A 20180-nucleotide genomic window follows, 5' to 3' on the forward strand; every position below is an offset into this window, starting at 1 on the left:
CGCCCACGCGGGCGGCGCCACAAGAATACCGAGGAGACACCATGCAGCTTTACAGCTACTTCCGCAGCTCGGCCGCGTATCGCGTACGCATTGCCCTGAACCTGAAGGGCCTGCCGTACGAGACCGTGCCGGTTCATCTTCTGAAGGAGGGCGGCCAGCAGTTGTCGGCCGGCTACCGCAAGGTGAACCCGACCGCGCTGGTTCCCACGCTGATCGACGGCGATGCGGTCATCGGCCAATCGCTGGCCATCATCGAATACCTGGAAGAAACGCACCCGGAAACGCCGCTGCTGCCTGCCGACGCCATCGGCCGCGCCCGTGTGCGCGATCTGGCGCTGGGCATCGCCTGCGATACGCATCCGCTGAACAACCTGCGCGTGCTGAAGTATCTGAAGCACACGCTGGGCGTGGATGAAGCCGCCAAGACGGCCTGGTACAAGCACTGGGTGCATCAGGGTCTTGAAGCGTTGGAAACCCAACTGGCTGCTTCCCGCGCCACGGGTAAGTTCTGCCACGGCGACACGCCGACCATCGCTGACCTGTGCCTGGTGCCGCAAGTGGCGAATGCGCAGCGCTTCGAGTGTGACCTGTCGGCCATGCCCAATGTGCTGCGCATCGACGCGGCGTGCCGGGCCCTGCCGGCATTTGAAGCGGCCGCGCCGGGCAAGCAGCCCGACGCGGAGTGACGCCCGGCTGATCAGCCGATCTGCACCGGCACGAAGATCTTGTCTTCGCCGCGTTGCACCAGCAAGGCTACGGTCTTGCCCGCCTTCGACAACTCGGCCTTCACCTGGCCGACGTTGTGCACCGGCACCCCATTGAGGGACAGCAGCACGTCGCCGGGCTGAATGCCAGCCTTGGCGGCGGGGCCTGCAGAACGCTCGATGAGCAGGCCTTCCGCCCCCGACTCCTGCTGCTCCTGCGGGCTCAGGGGGCGCAGCGCCAGGCCAAGCTGGCCGCGCTGCACTTCCTGGCCGTCGGCCGACGCCTGGGTCTTGTCCTTGGGCACGCCACCCAGCGTTGCGACCATCTCCTTCTGCCCGCCGTTGCGCCATACGTCCAGCTTGATCTTCTCGCCGGGGGCGGCCATGGTGATCGTCGAAGCCAGGTCGCCGGAAGACACGATGGTCTTGCCGTCGATCTTGCGCACCACGTCGCCCGGCTGCAGGCCGGCCTTTTCGGCGGCGCTGCCCTTTTCGACGCTCGACACCAGTGCGCCCGACGGCGAATCCAGCTTGAACGAGTCGGCCAGGTCCTGATTCACTTCCTGCACCGTCACGCCCAGGCGCGCATGCTGCACCTTGCCGTGCTCAAGGATCTGGTCCTTGATCTTGTAGGCCAGGTCGATGGGAATCGAGAACGACAGGCCCTGGAAGCCGCCGGTGCGGCTATAGATCTGCGAGTTGATGCCCACGACTTCGCCGCGGTCGTTGAACAGCGGACCGCCCGAGTTGCCGGGGTTCACGGCCACGTCGGTCTGGATGAACGGCACCGAGGTGTCGTCCGGCAGCGAACGGCCCTTGGCGCTGACGATGCCGGCGGTGGCGGTGTTCTCCAGGCCGTAGGGCGAGCCGATGGCCAGCACCCATTCGCCCACCTGCAGCTTGTTCACGTCGCCCACCTTGATGACCGGCAGGTTCTTTGCCTCGATCTTGATGACGGCGACGTCGGTCTGCGGGTCGGCGCCCAGGACCTTGGCCTTGTATTCGCGGCGGTCGGTCATCTTCACGGTCACTTCCTTGGCGTCCTGGACCACGTGCGCATTGGTCAGGATGATGCCGTCGGAACTGACGATGAAGCCCGAGCCTTCGCCGCGCATCGGGACTTCACGAGCCGGCGCGCGGCCACGAGCGCCGGGCACCTGGCCAAAGAACTGCGCGAACGGGTCGTCGCTTTCGGCGGCCGACACCTTGCGCGTGCCGCTGACGCTGATGTTAACGACGGCCGGACCGGACTCGCGCGTGATCTGCGCGAAGTTGGGCGGCACGGACGCGCTGATCGGCTGGGACGCAGCGGTGGCGGCGGGGGCTTCGGCAGCCATCGAAACGCTGCCGGTCAAGGCGGTTGCGCCTGCGCCGCCAATGGCGCCGGCTGCCAGCAGCGCCAGGACGAGGCGCGAGGGTTTGATTTGCGTGGTCTTCATGTCGGCTCCTGCGATCATGTTGGGAACATGGCGCTATCTTCGGGCCGCACACTTAGGGGAAACTTAAGCGCGAAAAATCCAGGCTAAGCGGGAAAATGGACGCGCGCCCGCAGGCCTTGGCCGGACGGCGCGTCTTCAAGGGTGATGGTTGCGCCGTGGCGGTCGGCAATGGTGCGTGCGATGGCCAGTCCCAATCCGCTGCCATGCGTCGTGTTGCCTTCGGCCCGGTAGAAGCGGTCGAACACGCGTTCGCGCTCATGGACCGGGATGCCGGGTCCCTCGTCGTCGATCATCAGCGAAATGCGGCCCGGGCCGTGTTCCAGACGCATCCCGATGCGGCCACCGGCAGGCGAGTGCTTGATCGCGTTGTCCAGCAGATTGCGCACCAGCAGCACCAGCGCATCGCGATTGCCCTGCATCTGCGCTTGCGTATCGCCGTCCAGCGTGACGTCGATGGATTTGGCGTTTGCGTCGGGCAGTGTCTCGGACAGCGCCTGCCGCAGCACGTCCGCCAGATCCACCGGCGCCAGCGGCGTCTGCTCCTGGGCGCCTTCTTGGCGCGCCATCGACAGCAACTGCTCGACCAGCCGCGTAGCGCGGTCGATGCCGGCAGTCAGGCGCTGTTCGGCAAGCTGGCGCGCGGCGGGGTCTGCTGCGCGCTGCAGCGCCTGCATCTGCAGGCGCAACGCCGCCAGCGGCGAGCGCAGTTCGTGCGCCGCGTCGCCCACGAATTGCTTCTGCTGCGCAAAAGCGCCGCGCATGCGTTCGAGCAGCAGGTTCAGTTCCTGCACCAGCGGGCGGATTTCATCAGGCAGCCCGCGTACGCTGACGGGCGACAGATCTTCGGGCTGGCGAGCGGCCACCTGGGCGCGCGCGCGCTTGACCGGACGCAGCGACCAACTGACGACGCACCAGATGATCAGCATCAGCAGCGGCGCGGCGGCGGCGATCGGCGCGACGGTGCGCAGCGCAAGGGCGCTGGCCATGTTCTTGCGCACGCGCATGTCCTGCGCCACCTGAATCACCTGGAAGGGCGTGGCCAGCGAATACACGCGATAGGTTTCGCCTTCCAGCTTCGCGTCGGAAAATCCCAAGACGATTTGGCTGGGCAGGCGCAGGCGCGAGCGTGAGTTGAAGACGCGCAAGCCGTCCGGCGTCCAGATCTGGATGATGAGGTCATCGGCAACCGGCGATCCGGCGCCGCGCGCATGTGTGGGGCCGGTGCTCAGCAGCCCGTCGCCGGTGCCCAACGACAGGGCGGTGCGCTGCAGCAGCGAGTCGAAGATGTCGTCGGCCTGCGCCAGGGTGCTGCGGTAGGCGATTGCGCCTTGCACGAGCGCGCCGACCGCGATGGCGGCCAGCAGAAAGAAAAGCAGCCGGGCTCTCAGCGAATAGCTAAGCGGAATGCTCATGTTTTGGGGATGACATAGCCGACGCCTCTGACGTTCTGGATCAGGTTGGGACCCAGTTTCTTGCGCAGGCCATGAATATAAACCTCAACGGCATTGCTGCTGATGCTGTCTTTCCAGCTATAGAGTTTTTCCTCGAGCTGTGCGCGCGAAAAAATCATGCCCGGCCGCGCGATCAGCGGTTCCAGCACCGCCCATTCGCGCGCGGTCAACGCCACCGGCGCGCCGTCGACCATGGCGGCGTGCGATTGCGGGTCGATGGTGACGCCGTCGTGTTCAAAAATGGGCTCAGCCCGGCCCGCGCTGCGGCGGATCAGTGCCCGCATGCGCGCCAGCAGTTCGTCCACGTCATAGGGTTTGACGATGTAGTCGTCGGCACCAGCGTCCAGCCCGGCGATCCGGTCGCTGACCGCGTCGCGCGCAGTGGCGATGAGCACCGGCGTGCGGTCCTTGCGGGTGCGCATGTCGCGCAGCAACGTCAGTCCGTCCCGCTTGGGCAGGCCCAGGTCGAGCAGTACAAGGTCGTAAGGATCGGTGCGCAGCGCAGAGTCCGCCGCGCTGCCGTCCCGAACCCAATCGACGGCGTAGTGTTCCGCGCGCAGGCAGTCCAGTACGCTTTCGCCGATCATCATGTCGTCTTCCACGAGAAGAATGCGCATGGTTTATTCCGCTGGGATGGTCCAAGGGGGTTGGACGCGCGGCGATCAGCGCGAGTTCCCGGCCGGGGTGGCGGGGTGGAGATGAGGGCGGGCAGGGATGAAAAGAAAAAAAGCAGCCCGAGAGGGCTGCTTTTTGGAAATCTGGTGCCGGCAATAGGAGTCGAACCTACGACCTTCGCATTACGAATGCGCTGCTCTACCAACTGAGCTATGCCGGCAAGACCATTTGCTTTTGTTTCTGGACCAAGCCGGAAAGCGCTAGCAAAACATCTTTTTTCTTCCAGTTCGTCGGCTTTTTAGGGCCCGATCTGGAAAGACCGAAACTATATCAGAGTTTTTTCGCGATGGGCAACAAGAAGCGCAAAAAATTCAGAAAAAAACGAGATTTGCATGCGCCGAATTTTTAGTTCATAATTTCGGTCTTGGCAGATCCCCGATAGCTCAGTCGGTAGAGCGACGGACTGTTAATCCGCAGGTCGCTGGTTCGAGCCCAGCTCGGGGAGCCAAAAGAATTTTGGGCCGCTCACGCAAGTGAGTGGCCCTTTTGGTTTTTGCGGTGGTGTTCGCGTCTCTGTGCGTAAAGGTCCACAGCATGGGTATTTACCAAGTGCGCATCGACAACTAAGGCGATCGGCATGAATGACGACAAGCGCGGCCGAGATCAACGCGGGCAGGGCGACCGGCCGGTGCAAGACAAGCGCATCGGTGTCACCGTCATCTCGGGCTTTCTGGGCAGCGGCAAGACGTCGCTCTTGAACCGGCTGCTGCAAGCGCCTGAGTATGCCGACGCGGTGGTCATCGTCAATGAATATGGCGATATCGGCGTGGACCATCATCTGGTGCGTCTGGCGCCGGACAAGGTTGTGCTGGTCGAGGGCGGATGCCTGTGCTGCGTGGTCAGCGGTTCGGTGGTCGACACCTTGCGTGATCTCTTCATGCAGGCGCTCGCGCGCAAGATCAAGCCGTTCCGGCACGTCATCATCGAGACCAGCGGTCTTGCCGATCCGGCGCCCATCCTCTTCACACTGAAGCACGAACGCTTTCTGGCCGAGCGCTACGCGTATCGCGGCGCAATCGTCGTGGTGTCGGCTGCGCACGGCGCGGAACAGCTGCGCGCGCAGCCCGAGGCGGCCCGGCAGCTTGCGCTTGCTGATGCCGTCGTAATCAGCAAATCCGATCTTGTCGATGCGGCGCAACTGCACGAAGTCGAACTGGCGATCGAGGCCATCAATCCTGGCGCGCGGCGCTACGTGCAGCGCCCGGATGCCCCGTTGGCCGATGGCTTGCTCCAGGGGCCGGACCTGCTTGCTCGTCGCGATGGGAAGGTCACGGCAAAGTGGCTTGGCGCATTCTCGTCATCGGCCGCTGTACGGCATGCGGACGTAAGCAGTTTTTCGCTCACGCTGGAAGCGCCGATGAGCCGAGCGGCGTTTCTGGCAGGCGTCGCGCGTATCCAGGAGCGCTACGGGCCGGGCGTGCTCCGGATGAAAGGCATCGTGTGTTTCGCCGGTGAATCAAGTCCGTGTGAAGTGCGTGGCGTGCATGGCGAGTTGTATCCGTTGCAGTCCTTGAACGAATGGCCGGATGATGTGCGCGTCTCGCGGCTGGTGTTCATCGTTCGCGGCTTGGCCGTGCCGGAAGTGGCTGCCGCTGTGCGCCACGCTTTGGGCCAATCGTCCGCGTGATTGCGCCGAAGGACCCCGTTTCATTGATCGATATTCCGTTGCGGATGCTGCACGGAAATACGGTATAACCGGTACGGTCTGATGCACTTGCCGAGACAGTGATGGATCGACTGAAAGCCATGCAGGTGTTCGTTGAGGTTGCCGATCGGGGCAGCCTGTCGGCGGCCGCCGTGCATCTGGACATGTCTCGCGCCATGGTGTCGCGATACCTGGCCGAGATGGAGCAATGGGTTGGGGTGCGCCTGCTGCATCGCACGACGCGGCGCCTGAGCCTCACGCCGGCTGGCGCCGAAACCCTGCCGCGCTGCCGCCAGATGCTGGATATGGTCGGCGATCTGCACAGCGCCGTCGCCACACCCGAGGATACGCCGCGCGGCCTGCTGCGCATCACGACGAGCATGTCGTTTGGCGCCCGCCATCTGGCGCCGGCCGTCACCGACTACGTCAAACGCCACCCCGGAACGTCCGTGGATCTGATGCTGGTCGAGCGCGCGGTCAATCTGGTGGAAGAGCGGGTCGACCTCGCGGTGCGCATCACCAACGATCTGGATCCCAATCTGATTGCGCGCAAGCTGGCGGTGTGCCGATCGGTGGTCTGCGCGTCTCCGGAATATCTCGCGCGCGAAGGCGTGCCTGCGCGCGTCGAGGATCTGTCGTTGCGCAACTGCCTGACCCATTCGTATTTCGGCAAGAGCCTGTGGCGTTTCGAGCGCGATGGCGAGCCGGTCGACGTGCCCGTGGGTGGAAGCATCAGTGCCAACGAAGTCTCGGTGTTGTGCAGTGCCGCCGTGGAAGGGGCGGGCGTCGCGATGTTGCCCACGTACTATGCGGCCGAATACATCGCGTCAGGCAAGCTGCAGGTCATCCTGCCCCAATGCAAACCCCAGGAGCTAGGCATTTATGGCGTGTACGCCTCGCGCCGGCAGATGCCCCTGATTTTGCGTTCGATGATGGATTATCTAGCCGAGCGGCTGGGGTCGGCGCCTTGGGACAAGCCGGCGGGCTGAGCGGCGGACGGGTGAGAGGTAGGCTGGCGCGGCTGGTTGGCGGGCCGATAACGGGTGCGCCGCAGCTTGAGGCCTGAGTAGATGGCGGTATAATTTGCCAGCTTTTGACCCAAAAAATACCTAACAATCGTTCCGGCCTGGTGGCAGGCCGGCGCAACCCAGAGCCCGGCTCGGTTTGCGCAAGGGGGCGAGCCGGTCTGGCAGCGGCGTTTCGGCCGCACGGCAATGGCCGATGCCCGTCGGTTCTAGTCTTTGCTATCAATCTTCGCGGAAAGGGTTGGTGCCGGAGGTTCCGGCGCGTTCCGCGGCCTTATTGGCGATAGGCGTCAGCGTTGCTGGCGCCAGCTTTTCCAGAATTTGCTCAGACGTTTTGCCGCAGCCGCGCAGCCGCGGCAGGCATTCCGCCTTACGGGCGCCAGCGTGGTGGTTTTAGCGCAGGGCAGCGCCATGAGGTGTGGGCGTGGCGGTAAACAGGAACCCAGTGACAATTTCGCAAGCCAACATTGACTGTTGCGTCGCCGCTTCTGCGGCGGCCCGGTCGTTTGCGGGCGAGCGTCGCGTTGGGAGATCCGGTTTGAGCTGCGGTGCGGGATTGAATCGCGGCACGGATTTGAACTGCCGCCCGGGTTTGAATTGCCACGCCGACCGCTCGATTAATTATTTTGAATCTGGCGCCGCAAATGAAAAAGGCCCGGCGAATGCCAGGCCTTCATCAAATTGGTTGCGGGGGCAGGATTTGAACCTACGACCTTCGGGTTATGAGCCCGACGAGCTGCCAGACTGCTCCACCCCGCGTCTGAGAAAAGAATATTAACCTTATTTCCAACCAAGCGCAAGTTAGCCCATTTTTGAATTTGGATGTCGATGAACGATAGCGAGGCAATACTCGTGCTGGAAACCGCGCTGCTGTGCGCGGTTCAGCCGATGCAGATTTCCGATATGCGCAAGCTGTTCGGGGATGATGAACAATTCGACAGCGGCACGGTGCGCCGGCTTCTGGAGACCTTGCAAGGCAACTGGGCCGACGGCGGGCTGGAGCTTGTACAGCTCGCCTCCGGCTGGCGTTTCCAGAGCCGCCCCAGCATGCAGCGCTACCTTGAGCGCCTCAGTCCTGAAAAGCCGCCCAAGTATTCGCGCGCCGTGATGGAAACGCTTGCCATCGTCGCCTGGCGCCAGCCTGTGACGCGCGGCGACATCGAAGATATCCGCGGCGTGACGGTTTCGTCGCAGATCGTGAAGGCCCTCGAGGACCGCGGTTGGATCGAAGTCATTGGCCACCGCGACGCGCCGGGTCGTCCCGCGCTGTTCGGCACTACGCGCCAGTTCCTTGACGATCTGGGGCTGCGTGCGCTGGACGAGCTGCCGCCGCTGGAAACCGCGCACGCTGCCGCCGCGCTCGCCGGGCTGGATCTGGGCGAAGTGCAGCAGGTGCTGGGCGAGACGCCGGAACCGGCTGAGGGCGAGGGCGGTGCGGACGCGTCGCCGGAGCCGGCTGATGGTGAGGGTGGTGCGGACGCGTCGCCGGCGGAAGATGGCGCGCAAGCGCCCGTTTCCGGGGCGGACGACATCGTCCAGGACGGGGCGGACGCCCCGCAACAAGCGTCGCAAGAAGACGAAAATCCGCCTGCTGCCGATCCTGATGCCGAATCCTCCGAGATTTTCCCCGTTGCGGAATTGTCTGTTTCGGAAGACGATGTCCCCATAGCGGCCATCGATAGCGTAGAATCCCAGCTTTCGCGCACAGAAGAAGGCGCGGATCCCGCCGACGAATCCACCGTCCGGGAGCAAGCCGAAGGCTTGTCCAATACGCCGCTCTCGTCCGATCTTCCCGACGACAGAGCTGGCAACGACATTTCCGATATGGCCGCCGATGCCTCCGAGGCCGGTGCTGCAAAGGAAAGAGTCGAGAACGCAAAACACGCGGAACCGACTGACCCGACTGACAAGACCGATGCCGAGGCCCCTGGCGACGCCAGGCGTGAGCCCGTTCATGGTCTTGACGAGGCCGTTCAGCCCGAACCCGATGCTGCCGCCGCGGCCTCGGAACAGGCGGACCCCGACCGGTCCGGGTCTGAACCGGATTCGGCGTCCCCAGATGATGACGAGCCTGCTCCCGGCAGGCCTACCCAAGTTTGAAATTCGGAGCTGTCCCAGTGACAACGAATACAGCAATGCAGGACGACACCCCCCGTTCGGATGACGCCGCTGCCGGCGCGCAGCCGGAATCCTCCGCCGCGCGCGAACCGGCCGCCGAGGGCGAAGCCGGCGCCCGCAGCCGCGGTCGCAAACTGAGGACCCCGTTCCGCCGCCGCCGTGGCGACGCTGCCGCCGAACAGGCGCCCGCCGCCGAAGGGCAGGCCACTGCGCCCGCCGCGCCGGTCGAGTCCGTAGACTCCCGGGGTGGCGAGCAGGAAGCCGAGCAGGCGCTGTCCTACCTGGATACGGCTGACCGCATGGAGCAGCGTCTGGGCAAGTACCTGAACAGCGAAGCGGTCATGCCCAAGCTGCACAAGGTGCTGGCCGATGCCGGCATCGGATCGCGCCGCGAAATGGAAGAGCTGATCGTCGCGGGCCGGGTGTCCGTCAACGGCGAACCGGCGCATATCGGTCAGCGCGTGGGGCCCAACGATCAGGTGCGTGTCAATGGCAAGCCCATCATGCGCACCAACACGAAAAAGCCGCCGCGCGTGATCCTGTATCACAAGCCCGCCGGCGAGATCGTCAGCCACGACGACCCCGGTGGCCGCGCCAGCGTGTTTTCCCGGCTGCCCAAGCTGCGTACCGGCAAGTGGCTCTCGGTGGGCCGCCTTGACCTGAACACCGAAGGCCTGCTGATTTTCACGACGTCGGGCGACATGGCCAACCGGATCATGCACCCCCGTTACGGCACGGAACGCGAGTACGCCGTTCGAGTCCTGGGTGAAATGGACGAGGCGCAGCGCCAATCGCTGGTCGACGGCATCGAACTCGAAGACGGCCTGGCCGCCTTCGGCGCGCTGGACTACCTGGGCGGAGACGGCAGCAACCGCTGGTACCGCGTCACGCTGCAGGAAGGCCGTAACCGCGAAGTCCGCCGCATGTTTGAAGCGGTCGGCGTCACTGTCAGCCGCCTGATCCGCACGCGCTTCGGCGATGTCGTGCTGCCGCGCACGCTGCGCCGTGGCCGCTGGGACGAACTGGACGCTTCGCTGGTGACCGCGCTGATGGTCCAGTTGGGACTGTTGCGCGATGACGACGATTCGTCGGGCAACCGTCGTCGCTCCAAGCAGCCGCAATCGCACGACAGCGCCTTGCCTCCCGGATTCGGCACGCTCGACCGCAACGGCATGAACGGCGCCCGCATCGGTCGCCGTGGCAAGTTGCAGGGCGGCGGCCTGGGCAGTGCAGGGCAGGCTGCGGCGTGTCCTTCTGATCCTTTCGGCACCGGCCTCATGATCGCCGGTGGTTACGCCAACGGCCACCCGCTTTCGGGCGAGCCCGGCCTGGGCAATCGCAAGGGCAAATCGGGTCCGCGCTCCGCGGGTGCCGGCAAGTCCGGTGGCAAGCAGGGCGGCAAGGCCGGCGGCAAGCCGGGTGGGCGCGCGGGCGGCAACGCACGCGGACCCCGCGCCGCAGCGAACGCCGCGGCCGGCAATCCGATGGCAAGCAGCCCGGTGGCCGGCAGTCCGGTGGCCGGCAATCCCGCAGCGGGCGGCATGGGCGATGCGCCGGCTGGCGCTGGCCGCCGTCCTGGCGGCAAGTCCGGTGGCAAGCCTGGCGGCGGCAAGCCGGCTGGCGGCAAACCGGCAGGCGCGCGTAGCGGCAATCCGGGTCGTGGCGGCAAGCCCGCCGCGGGCGGTCGCGGCGGCAACAAGGCCGAAGGGGCGCGCACGGGCGGCAACAACAAGGGTCCGGGCGCCGGTGGCAAGCCGCGTGCGCCGCGTAGTGGCGGTCCCCGCGCCGACGGCGGCCAGCGTGGCGACGATTGGCAACCCCGCAGCGCTTCGGCTCACGAATCGCGGCTGGGCGTCATGGGCGGTGGCCGGGGACGTCAGGGTCGCTGATCCCCGCAGGGCGGCCCGCAGACTGCGCCGCCGCCCCGCATCCGTCCCATATAAGCGTAAGCCCGTGACGAATCAGGCGATTTTCCCGTTTATCTGGTAAAATCAATGGTTTTCATGGCTTCGCGTCATGGCTTTTTGCTGGAAGCACTGGATTCTTTAAGTGCGCTTTACCGCAAAAAGCACGTCGGCCGCATGCTTGTTGGCTGCATTTGGGCCGATCGGGCGCACGGCCTTGTGCTGGCGTGTTGCTGGCTGGCGTGTTGCCGGGCGCTGTTTGCAGCAATCTCCTTGGCGCGTGCCGCTAATTCGCGGAAGGCGCACAGGCGCCTGAGTACCCAGCCAAGTCCGGCGAAAGCCGGGTTCGGCACCGGGTCGGGAATCAGGGCGGCGCAAGCCAAAAATTAGGTCGCAATATAGGGCACTGCCCAGCATTGCTCCTTACGTGTAGTAGGGAAGCGGCTGGGCTCTGTGCAATATCGGTGGGCTGGGCGTACAGCCCATTTTTTTTGAGTATATGGCTGATTTATTCGCATTGACCGAAGAGGCTCTGGCCGGCATGGACGTCGAACTTGTCGACGTGGAACGTGCCGCCCTGGGCCTTTTGCGCGTCACGATCGATCGGGTCGGCGGTGTGCGCATCGAAGACTGCGAGCAGGTGTCCCGCCAATTGTCGCGGGTCTATGAGGTCGAGGACATCGACTACAAGCGCCTCGAAGTGGGTTCGCCGGGTGTTGACCGCCCGCTGCGCACCCAGGCCGAGTTCCGCCGTTTCGCAGGCGAGCGCATCGAAATCAAGCTGCGTGAGGCATTGGACGGCCGCAAGGTTTTCTCGGGCACGTTGACCGTGCCGGAAGACGAGGGCGCAGCCGACGCAGCTGCTGGGATGCACAAGACCGTGTTCGGTCTCGAATTTGAGGCAAAAAAGAACGAAGTCCAGGTGTTGAATTTCACGGTCGAAGATATCGAGCGTGCAAAACTGGATCCCGTTCTGGATTTCAAGGGCAAAAAGCGATGAGTCGCGAAATTCTTCTGTTGGTCGATGCCTTGGCGCGTGAAAAAAACGTCACGCGTGACGTCGTGTTCGGCGCTCTCGAAAGTGCGCTGGCCTCGGCCATGAAAAAGCGCTTCAAGGATGATGCGGACATTCGTGTTTCCATCGATAGGGAAACGGGAGACCACGAAGGCTTCCGCCGCTGGCTGGTCGTGCCCGACGAGGCCGGTCTGCAAGAACCCGACAAGCAGGAAATGCTGTCGGATGCCGAGGAAATCGTCCCCGGCATCAAGGAAGGCGAGTACATCGAAGAGCCCCTCGAACCCATCGAGTTCGGCCGTATCGGCGCCCAGGCGGCCAAGCAGGCCATCCTGCAAAAGATCCGCGACGCCGAACGCGAACAGGTGCTGAACGACTTCCTGGACCGTGGTGAAACCATCGTGTCCGGAACGATCAAGCGCATGGACAAGGGCGACGCCATCGTCGAAACCGGCAAGATCGAAGCGCGCCTGCCGCGCTCCGAAATGATCCCCAAGGAAAACCTCCGGGTTGCCGACCGCGTCCGTGCCTTCGTGTTGCGTGTTGACCACGCCGCGCGTGGCCAGCAAGTGATCCTGTCGCGCACGTCGCCCGAGTTCATCCGCCAGCTGTTCGAGAATGAAGTGCCCGAAATCGAGCAGGGTCTGCTCGAGATCAAGGCTGCCGCCCGCGATGCCGGCGTGCGTGCGAAGATCGCCGTCGTGGCATACGATAAGCGTATCGATCCCATCGGGACGTGTGTGGGCATGCGCGGTTCGCGCGTGACCGCCGTGCGCAACGAACTCGGCGGCGAGCAGGTCGACATCGTGCTGTGGTCCGAAGACCCCGCGCAGTTCGTCATCGGCGCGCTGGCGCCGGCCAACGTCGAATCCATCGTTGTCGATGAAGACAAGCATGCGATGGACGTCGTGGTGGACGAGGAAAACCTGCCGAAGGCCATCGGCGCCAAGGGCCAGAACGTGCGCCTGGCGTCCGAACTGACCGGCTGGCAGATCAACATCATGACGCCGGAAGAAAGCCTGAACCGCCAGGAAGTCGAGCGTTCGGGTCTGCGCACCACGTTCATGAGCAAGCTGGACGTCGACGAGGAAGTCGCTGACATCCTGATCGACGAAGGATTTACCGGTATCGAGGAAATCGCCTACGTTCCCATGCAGGAACTGCTGGAAATCGAGGCGTTTGACGAAGACACCATCAACGAGTTGCGCGCCCGTGCCCGCAATGCGCTGCTGACCGAGGCAATCGCCCAGGAAGAGCGCCTTGAGACCGCACAGGATTTGCTTGAACTCGAAGGCATGACGCCGGAACTGGCCGCCAAGCTGGCCGAGCGTCAAGTGCATACGCGTGATGATCTGGCCGAATTGGCAACGGACGAACTGGCGGAAATCGCCGGTCTGACCGAACAGGAAGCCAGCGATCTCATCATGCGTGCCCGCGCCCATTGGTTCGACGAAGAATAACCAAAAGGACACGGGTCTGCGGTGGGCGCTGCAGCCGCTTCATCCACCGCAAGTTCACGTTGTTTGTAATAGCTGCCTATAGGGAAGAGAGAGCCTAATGTCGAGTAATACCGTCGCCCAGTTCGCTACCGAGCTGAAAATGCCTGCCAACGTGCTGCTGGATCAGCTGCGTTCGGCTGGCGTTGACCTCAAATCGGTCGACGACTCCGTCACCGACAGCGACAAGGCGAAATTGCTCGAATCGCTGCGTCGCGCACACGGCGCAACCGAAGGCAAGAAGATCACGCTGACGCGCCGCCAGACTTCCGAGATCCGGCAAGCCGACGCCACCGGGCGTTCGCGCACGATCCAGGTCGAAGTGCGCAAGAAGCGCGTCTTCGTCAAGCGCGACCCGTCCGAACTCGCCGCCGAACAGGCCGCCTCGGCCCGTCCCGAAGAAGAAGTCGCGGCAGACGCCGCTCCGCAGGTTTCCGCACCGGCTGCACCCGCAGCTCCCGCGGCGCCTGTCGCCGCAGAAGCTCGCGAAACGGCGCCTGTAGAGGCCGAAGCTCCCGCCCAGGCCGAAGCGCCGCAGCAGGAGCCCGTCGCAGCCGAAGCCGCCGCCCCGGCAGAAGCGCCCGCGGCAACCGAATCCGTCGCGGCCGAAGCGCCCGCCCCCGTCGAGGCCCAAGCGCCTGAAGTCCAGGCTCAGCCTGAACCCGAACCGACGACGGCGCCTGCTCCTGCCGAGCCCGTGGCCGAAGAGGCCAAGCCCGAAATCAAGACTGAAACCACCGAGCCTCTGGCTGAAGAAGCCAAGCCGGAACCTGCTGTGCTAGCCAATAAGTCCGAAACATCTTCCTCCCAGGCCGCCGCGCCTGTCGCCCAGGCGCAGCCTGCCGCGAAACCCGAATCCGTGAAGCCCGCCGCCGCCGCGCCCGCCGCTGCGCCCAAGGTGGGTGGTCGCGTCGACAACCGCCGTGCCGCGCCGCCGCTGGCCGCTTCCGCCACGACCGCAGGCCGCGACGAAGCCCGCCGCGCCGCCGAGGCCGAGGCCGCCGCGCTGCGCGAAATGCTGAACCGTCCCCGCAAGGTGCTGCGCGCGCCTGAGCCCGAGGCGCCTGCCGCCGCGCCGATCTCCGGCACGCTGCACAAGCCGGCCGGCAAGCCCGGCGCCGCACCCGCGGCCAAGAAGGACGCCAAGCCGGCTGCCCCTGGCGCCAAGAAAACCATCAAGACCGCCGAAGTCGCTTCGACCTGGTCCGATGATTCGTCGCGCAAGAAGCCGGCCGACAAGCCGGCAGCCCCGGCCAGCCGTGACGGCTGGCGTGCGGGTGGCAAGGGCGGTGGCAAGTCGGGCGGCCGTGGTGGCCGTAACCAGCAGAACGACCGCCGCAACGAGCCGGCGCCGCAGGAATTCATCGCACGTGAAGTCCACGTGCCGGAAACCATCAGCGTGGCCGACCTGGCTCACAAGATGTCCGTCAAGGCCGCCGAAGTCATCAAGCAATTGATGAAGCTGGGCCAGATGGTCACCATCAACCAGGTGCTGGATCAGGAAACGGCCATGATCGTGGTCGAGGAACTGGGCCACGTGGCCATCGCCGCCAAGCTGGACGACCCGGAAGCCTTCCTGGACGAATCCGCCACCCAATCCGAAGCCGAGCAACTGCCGCGCGCGCCGGTCGTGACCGTCATGGGCCACGTCGACCACGGCAAGACCTCGCTGCTGGACTACATCCGTCGCGCCAAGGTTGCCGCGGGCGAAGCCGGCGGCATTACGCAGCACATCGGCGCCTACCACGTCCGCACCGAGCGCGGCATGGTGACCTTCCTTGACACCCCGGGCCACGAGGCGTTTACCGCCATGCGTGCCCGCGGCGCCAAGGCGACCGACATCGTGATTCTGGTGGTTGCCGCCGACGACGGCGTGATGCCGCAGACGCGTGAAGCCATCCACCATGCCAAGGCCGCAGGCGTGCCCATCGTGGTGGCCGTGACCAAGATCGACAAGCCCGCCGCCAACCCGGAACGCGTCAAGCAGGAACTGGTTGCCGAACAGGTCGTGCCGGAAGAATACGGCGGCGACGTGCCGTTCGTGGGTGTGTCCGCCAAGACCGGCCAGGGCATCGACGACCTCCTTGAAAACGTGCTGCTGCAAGCCGAAGTGCTGGAACTGAAGGCGCCCGAAGACGCACCCGCCAAGGGTCTGGTCATCGAAGCCCGTCTGGACAAGGGCCGCGGCCCGGTCGCGACGATCCTCGTGCAAAGCGGCACGCTCAAGCGCGGCGACGTCGTGCTGGCCGGCGCAAGCTTTGGCCGTGTGCGCGCCATGCTCGACGAAAACGGCAAGCCGATCCAGACGGCCGGTCCCTCGATCCCCGTTGAGATCCAGGGCCTGACTGAAGTGCCTGCCGCCGGTGACGAACTGATGGCACTGTCCGACGAGCGCAAGGCGCGCGAAATCGCGCTGTTCCGCCAAGGCAAGTTCCGCGACGTCAAGCTGGCCCGCCAACAGGCTGCCAAGCTCGAATCGATGTTCGACAATCTCGGCGAAGGCACCCAGACCCTTACCCTTATCGTCAAGACCGACGTGCAGGGTTCGCAGGAAGCCCTGGTGCAGTCGCTGGTCAAGCTGTCCACCGACGAAGTGCGTGTGCAGGTCGTGCACGCCGCGGTTGGCGGCATCTCGGAAACCGACATCAACCTGGCCATCGCCTCGCACGCCGTCGTCATCGGCTTCAACGTGCGCGCCGACGCCAGCGCCAAGAAGCTTGCCGAGAACAACGGCATCGACGTGCGCTACTACAACATCATCTACGACGCCGTGGATGAGGTTAAGGCCGCCATGTCAGGCATGCTGGCGCCCGAGAAGAAGGAAGAAATCATCGGCCTGGTCGAGATCCGCGAGGTGTACAGCATCTCCCGCCTCGGCAACATCGCCGGTTGTATGGTGCTCGACGGCATCGTGCGCCGCGATTCCCAGGTCCGCCTGCTGCGCAACAACGTGGTTCACTGGACGGGGCACCTCGAGTCGCTGCGCCGCTTCAAGGACGACGTCAAGGAAGTCAAGTCGGGCTTCGATTGCGGTCTGACGCTGCGCGGCAACAATGACATCCAGGTGGGCGACCAGCTGGAAGTCTTTGAAATCAAGGAAATTGCGCGCACGCTGTAAAGCAGGCGCCAGGCATTGTTAATGAGCCGTCACAAGTCCAAAGCCATTCCCGGCCGCAATCTGCGGCTGGCCGACCAGATCCAGAAGGATCTGGCCGGGATCATCCAGCGCGAAATCGACACGAAACGCGCTGGACTGATCACGATTTCGGGTGTGGAACTGTCGACCGACTACGCGCATGCCAAGGTGTGGTTCACGGTTTTGGGCGCCGAGCCCGAAGCCGCCACCACCTTGCTGAACGAGAAGGCCGGCTGGCTGCATTCGCAGCTCTACAAGCTTCTGCACATCCACACCGTCCCCACTTTGCGCTTCTTCCACGACGAGCAAGTCGCCCGTGGCATCGAAATGTCGATCCTCATCGACCGCGCAAACCGCCCTGGCCCGCACTCGGGCGTACCCGACGAGCCTGAAGACAAGTCCTGATCGGGCTGTCGTCACTGCTTCATTTTTTCCGGATTTCGACGATGGCTAAACGACGCGGGCTTGCGCTCGACGGTGTGCTGTTGCTTGATAAACCTGTGGGTTTGTCGAGCAATCACGCCTTGCAGCGCGCCAAACGCGCCATGGACGCGGCCAAGGCCGGCCACACCGGCACGCTGGACCCTTTTGCCACCGGCCTGCTGGTGTGCTGCATGGGCCGCGCCACCAAAATTTCCGGCGCGATGCTTGACGCCGACAAGGCATATCGCGCTACGCTGCAATTTGGATCGGAAACCGATTCCGGCGACCTGACGGGCAACGTCACCGCGACTGCCGAACCCGGTTTTGTTGTCGAGGAACAGGCGCTGCGCGATGCACTGTCACGTTTCTCGGGCACCATCGAGCAGATTCCGCCGATGTACTCGGCGCTCAAGCGCGACGGCAAGCCGCTGTACGAGTACGCCCGCGCGGGCATCGAGCTGGAGCGGGCGCCGCGCAAGATCACGATATACCGCATCGAGCTGTTGTCCCTGACCGGGACGCAGGCAGAGATCGATGTGGCTTGCAGTAAAGGCACATACATCCGAACACTGGCCCAGGACATCGGGCGCGTGCTGGGCTGTTTCGCCCACCTGACGGCGCTGCGGCGCACGCACGTCGGGCCCTTCTCTCTGGAACGCGCCGTTGAACTGGAAGCCTTGCAGGCCATGCCAGACCCCAAGCAGGCATTGCTTGCACTGAACGAATTGCCGGAGGGCTTGCTGCCCTCCACCCTGACCTTAAAGGACTCGCTATGACTCGCGCCTTGCGCAACGTCGCCATCATCGCCCACGTTGACCACGGAAAAACCACCCTGGTCGACCAGCTGCTGCGCCAATCCGGCACCTTCCGCGAAAACCAGGCGCTGACCGAACGGGTCATGGACTCGAACGACCTGGAAAAGGAACGTGGCATCACGATTCTGGCCAAGAACTGTGCCGTTGAGTACGAAGGCACCCACATCAACATCGTCGACACCCCGGGCCACGCCGACTTCGGCGGTGAAGTCGAGCGCGTGCTGTCCATGGTCGACGGCGTGCTGCTGCTGGTTGACGCGGTCGAAGGCCCGATGCCCCAGACCATTTTTGTGACCCGCAAGGCACTGGCCCTGGGCCTGAAGCCGATCGTCGTGGTCAACAAGGTCGACCGTCCGGGCGCCCGCACCGATTTCGTCATCAACGCCACGTTCGACCTGTTCGACAAGCTGGGCGCCACCGACGAGCAGCTGGACTTCCCGGTCGTGTACGCATCGGGTCTGTCCGGTTACGCCGGCCTGACGCCGGATGTGCGCGAGGGCGACATGCGTCCCTTGTTCGAAGCCATCCTGCAACACGTGCCGCAGCGCGAGGACGATCCCAACGGCCCGCTGCAGATGCAGATCATTTCGCTGGACTACAACAGCTACGTCGGCAAGATCGGCGTGGGCCGCATCAACCGTGGCCGTATGCGCCCGGGCATGGAAGTGGCCTACAAGTTCGGTCCCGATGGTCAAGGCGGCCGCGGCCGCATCAACCAGGTGCTGAAGTTCCATGGCCTGGAGCGCGTCGTGGTGGACGAAGCCGAAGCCGGCGACATCGTGCTGATCAACGGCATTGAAGACCTGGGCATCGGTTGCACGGTGATGGATCCGGTCAACCAGGAACCGCTGCCGATGCTGCGCATCGACGAACCGACGCTGACCATGAACTTCATGGTGAACACGTCGCCGCTGGCCGGCCGCGAAGGCAAGTTCGTGACCAGCCGCCAGGTGCGCGACCGTCTGGATCGCGAACTGAAGTCCAACGTGGCGCTGCGTGTGCGCGACACGGGCGACGACACGGTTTTCGAGGTGTCGGGCCGTGGCGAACTGCACCTGACCATTCTGCTGGAAACGATGCGCCGCGAAGGCTACGAGCTGGCCGTGTCGCGTCCGCGCGTGGTGTTCAAGGAAATCGACGGCGTGAAGTGCGAGCCGTTCGAGTCGCTGACCGTTGACGTCGAAGACGCGCACCAGGGTGGCGTCATGGAAGAGCTGGGCCGTCGTAAGGGCGACCTGCAGGACATGCAGCCGGACGGCCGTGGCCGTACGCGTCTGGAATACCTGATCCCGGCCCGCGGCCTGATCGGTTTCCAGAACGAATTCCTGACGCTGACGCGCGGCACGGGCCTGATGAGCCACATCTTCCACGAGTACGCGCCGATCAAGGAAGGCTCCATCGGCGAACGCCGCAACGGCGTGCTGATCAGCCAGGACAACGGCGACGCCGTGGCCTACGCGCTGTGGAAGCTGCAGGATCGCGGCCGCATGTTCGTCAACCCGGGCGATGCGCTGTACGAAGGCATGATCATCGGCATCCACAGCCGTGACAACGACCTGGTCGTGAACCCGATCAAGGGCAAGCAGCTGACCAACGTGCGCGCGTCGGGCACCGACGAAGCCGTGCGCCTGGTTCCGCCGATCCAGATGTCGCTGGAATACGCCGTGGAATTCATCGACGACGACGAACTGGTGGAAATCACCCCGAAGTCGATTCGTCTGCGCAAGCGCTACCTGCTCGAAAACGAGCGCAAGCGCGCCGCGCGCGAAGCCGCGGTCTGAGCATGAAGGCGGCAGTCGCCGCCTGGTCGCCGGATCAATGAAAAGCCGCGCACCTTCGGGTGCGCGGCTTTTTTTGTTTTGCAACCACTGCGGCCGCCGGCTATACCGCGCCGTGCTGGTGCCGGTACTCTTGCGTTCGCCCGCCATAGCCATAGGCCGCCGCGCGTGCGTCGATCACATGGACGTACGAGCACTCGTGCAGTTCGCCCAGGATCTCCTGGAACGCGGCATAGACGTCCTTGATGAAGCGCGCCTTCTCGGCCTTGGTGTTGGTCTCGTCCGTGACGCTGATGTCCAGGTGGAATGCGTTCTTGCCTTGTTCGGACAAAGGACGCCCGCCGATGAACCAGAGTTCGTGCGGAATGTGCTGCAGCGTGATGGCGATGACGGGCAGCTTTTTGCCGAGCACGGACTGGGTCAGTCTGGCGACGGATTCGACGATGCGTTGGTCAATGGCGGCGTCGGGCGTGCCGGAACGATGGATGACGATGTGAGGCATGACGGCTCTCCGGTTGGGTAGGTATAGGGCCAGTGTAGGAAGCGCGTTGACATC

General features: G+C 64.4%; 15 protein-coding genes and 3 tRNA genes. 12 read left to right on the top strand and 6 right to left on the bottom strand.

Annotated features, from left to right (window positions below; all coding sequences use genetic code 11):
• Positions 1 to 41 precede the first annotated feature (41 nt).
• Entirely contained in the window at positions 42 to 686 is a 645-nt protein-coding gene (gene maiA, locus AB3147_RS07630; protein ID WP_175137486.1) for a maleylacetoacetate isomerase, read from the top strand.
• Positions 687 to 697: 11 nt separating this feature from the next.
• On the opposite strand, the gene AB3147_RS07635 is transcribed toward maiA, so the two are convergent.
• The 4 genes from AB3147_RS07635 to AB3147_RS07650 all read right to left on the bottom strand — a co-directional run bounded on the left by AB3147_RS07635 (position 698) and on the right by AB3147_RS07650 (position 4429).
• Positions 698 to 2143 (bottom strand): DegQ family serine endoprotease, encoded by a 1446-nt coding sequence (locus AB3147_RS07635; RefSeq protein WP_175124697.1) that lies wholly within the window; start codon positions 2141 to 2143, stop codon positions 698 to 700.
• An 83-nt stretch (positions 2144 to 2226) separates the two neighbouring features.
• On the bottom strand, positions 2227 to 3555 hold the full coding sequence (locus AB3147_RS07640; RefSeq protein ID WP_367351675.1) for an ATP-binding protein: 1329 nt from the start codon (positions 3553 to 3555) through the stop codon (positions 2227 to 2229).
• A complete protein-coding gene (locus AB3147_RS07645) occupies positions 3552 to 4211 on the bottom strand; it encodes a response regulator (RefSeq protein WP_175124695.1) in 660 nt (219 codons plus the stop codon). Before AB3147_RS07645 ends, AB3147_RS07640 begins: the two co-directional genes overlap by 4 nt.
• A 142-nt stretch (positions 4212 to 4353) precedes the next feature.
• Positions 4354 to 4429: transfer RNA gene (locus AB3147_RS07650), tRNA-Thr, on the bottom strand.
• 212 nt (positions 4430 to 4641) lie between these two features.
• Here AB3147_RS07650 and AB3147_RS07655 point away from each other — a divergent pair.
• The 3 genes from AB3147_RS07655 to AB3147_RS07665 all read left to right on the top strand — a co-directional run bounded on the left by AB3147_RS07655 (position 4642) and on the right by AB3147_RS07665 (position 6903).
• Positions 4642 to 4717: transfer RNA gene (locus AB3147_RS07655), tRNA-Asn, on the top strand.
• A gap of 129 nt (positions 4718 to 4846) precedes the next feature.
• The gene (locus AB3147_RS07660) at positions 4847 to 5896 is read left to right on the top strand and encodes a CobW family GTP-binding protein (RefSeq protein ID WP_367351676.1); all 1050 of its coding nucleotides are present in this window, start codon (positions 4847 to 4849) and stop codon (positions 5894 to 5896) included.
• A 101-nt stretch (positions 5897 to 5997) separates the two neighbouring features.
• Positions 5998 to 6903 carry a LysR family transcriptional regulator gene (locus AB3147_RS07665; protein ID WP_218345123.1) on the top strand — a complete coding sequence of 302 codons (906 nt, stop codon included), beginning with the start codon at positions 5998 to 6000 and terminating at the stop codon, positions 6901 to 6903.
• Between the two features lie 718 nt (positions 6904 to 7621).
• Here AB3147_RS07665 and AB3147_RS07670 read toward each other — a convergent pair.
• Positions 7622 to 7698: transfer RNA gene (locus tag AB3147_RS07670), tRNA-Met, on the bottom strand.
• A gap of 63 nt (positions 7699 to 7761) precedes the next feature.
• Between AB3147_RS07670 and scpB the strand changes: the two genes are divergently transcribed.
• The 8 genes from scpB (at position 7762) to typA (ending at position 19627) form a co-directional block, all read left to right on the top strand.
• Positions 7762 to 9039 carry an SMC-Scp complex subunit ScpB gene (gene scpB / locus AB3147_RS07675; RefSeq protein WP_367351677.1) on the top strand — a complete coding sequence of 426 codons (1278 nt, stop codon included), beginning with the start codon at positions 7762 to 7764 and terminating at the stop codon, positions 9037 to 9039.
• Between the two features lie 35 nt (positions 9040 to 9074).
• Positions 9075 to 10946, top strand: a complete 1872-nt coding sequence (gene rluB, locus AB3147_RS07680) for a 23S rRNA pseudouridine(2605) synthase RluB (RefSeq protein WP_367351678.1) — start codon at positions 9075 to 9077, stop codon at positions 10944 to 10946.
• 514 nt (positions 10947 to 11460) lie between these two features.
• On the top strand, positions 11461 to 11961 hold the full coding sequence (rimP, locus tag AB3147_RS07685; RefSeq protein ID WP_367351679.1) for a ribosome maturation factor RimP: 501 nt from the start codon (positions 11461 to 11463) through the stop codon (positions 11959 to 11961).
• Positions 11958 to 13436, top strand: coding sequence for a transcription termination factor NusA (gene nusA / locus AB3147_RS07690; RefSeq protein WP_056322387.1), 1479 nt, complete (start codon positions 11958 to 11960; stop codon positions 13434 to 13436). Before rimP ends, nusA begins: the two co-directional genes overlap by 4 nt.
• Positions 13437 to 13533: 97 nt before the next feature.
• Entirely contained in the window at positions 13534 to 16590 is a 3057-nt protein-coding gene (gene infB / locus AB3147_RS07695; protein ID WP_367351680.1) for a translation initiation factor IF-2, read from the top strand.
• Positions 16591 to 16611: 21 nt separating this feature from the next.
• A complete protein-coding gene (rbfA, locus tag AB3147_RS07700; RefSeq protein WP_175124688.1) occupies positions 16612 to 17013 on the top strand; it encodes a 30S ribosome-binding factor RbfA in 402 nt (133 codons plus the stop codon).
• Positions 17014 to 17054: 41 nt separating this feature from the next.
• Positions 17055 to 17807 (top strand): tRNA pseudouridine(55) synthase TruB, encoded by a 753-nt coding sequence (gene truB / locus AB3147_RS07705; protein WP_175124687.1) that lies wholly within the window; start codon positions 17055 to 17057, stop codon positions 17805 to 17807.
• A complete protein-coding gene (gene typA / locus AB3147_RS07710; protein WP_175124686.1) occupies positions 17804 to 19627 on the top strand; it encodes a translational GTPase TypA in 1824 nt (607 codons plus the stop codon). Before truB ends, typA begins: the two co-directional genes overlap by 4 nt.
• Before the next feature lie 100 nt (positions 19628 to 19727).
• Here the strand turns inward: typA and AB3147_RS07715 are convergent, their stop codons facing one another.
• Positions 19728 to 20126, bottom strand: a complete 399-nt coding sequence (locus AB3147_RS07715; RefSeq protein ID WP_367351681.1) for a tautomerase family protein — start codon at positions 20124 to 20126, stop codon at positions 19728 to 19730.
• Between the last annotated feature and the right edge of the window lie 54 nt (positions 20127 to 20180).

It is taken from the genome of Achromobacter animicus (assembly GCF_040775605.1).
Lineage (GTDB): Bacteria > Pseudomonadota > Gammaproteobacteria > Burkholderiales > Burkholderiaceae_B > Achromobacter > Achromobacter animicus.

What these genes read in the sequence shown, in the direction of transcription:
- maiA (WP_175137486.1), top strand. Translation starts at nt 42, where the DNA reads ATGCAGCTTTACAGCTACTTCCGCAGCTCGGCCGCGTATCGCGTACGC.
- AB3147_RS07635 (WP_175124697.1), bottom strand. Translation starts at nt 2,143, where the DNA reads ATGAAGACCACGCAAATCAAACCCTCGCGCCTCGTCCTGGCGCTGCTG.
- AB3147_RS07640 (WP_367351675.1), bottom strand. Translation starts at nt 3,555, where the DNA reads ATGAGCATTCCGCTTAGCTATTCGCTGAGAGCCCGGCTGCTTTTCTTT.
- AB3147_RS07645 (WP_175124695.1), bottom strand. Translation starts at nt 4,211, where the DNA reads ATGCGCATTCTTCTCGTGGAAGACGACATGATGATCGGCGAAAGCGTA.
- AB3147_RS07660 (WP_367351676.1), top strand. Translation starts at nt 4,847, where the DNA reads ATGAATGACGACAAGCGCGGCCGAGATCAACGCGGGCAGGGCGACCGG.
- AB3147_RS07665 (WP_218345123.1), top strand. Translation starts at nt 5,998, where the DNA reads ATGGATCGACTGAAAGCCATGCAGGTGTTCGTTGAGGTTGCCGATCGG.
- scpB (WP_367351677.1), top strand. Translation starts at nt 7,762, where the DNA reads ATGTCGATGAACGATAGCGAGGCAATACTCGTGCTGGAAACCGCGCTG.
- rluB (WP_367351678.1), top strand. Translation starts at nt 9,075, where the DNA reads ATGCAGGACGACACCCCCCGTTCGGATGACGCCGCTGCCGGCGCGCAG.
- rimP (WP_367351679.1), top strand. Translation starts at nt 11,461, where the DNA reads ATGGCTGATTTATTCGCATTGACCGAAGAGGCTCTGGCCGGCATGGAC.
- nusA (WP_056322387.1), top strand. Translation starts at nt 11,958, where the DNA reads ATGAGTCGCGAAATTCTTCTGTTGGTCGATGCCTTGGCGCGTGAAAAA.
- infB (WP_367351680.1), top strand. Translation starts at nt 13,534, where the DNA reads ATGTCGAGTAATACCGTCGCCCAGTTCGCTACCGAGCTGAAAATGCCT.
- rbfA (WP_175124688.1), top strand. Translation starts at nt 16,612, where the DNA reads ATGAGCCGTCACAAGTCCAAAGCCATTCCCGGCCGCAATCTGCGGCTG.
- truB (WP_175124687.1), top strand. Translation starts at nt 17,055, where the DNA reads ATGGCTAAACGACGCGGGCTTGCGCTCGACGGTGTGCTGTTGCTTGAT.
- typA (WP_175124686.1), top strand. Translation starts at nt 17,804, where the DNA reads ATGACTCGCGCCTTGCGCAACGTCGCCATCATCGCCCACGTTGACCAC.
- AB3147_RS07715 (WP_367351681.1), bottom strand. Translation starts at nt 20,126, where the DNA reads ATGCCTCACATCGTCATCCATCGTTCCGGCACGCCCGACGCCGCCATT.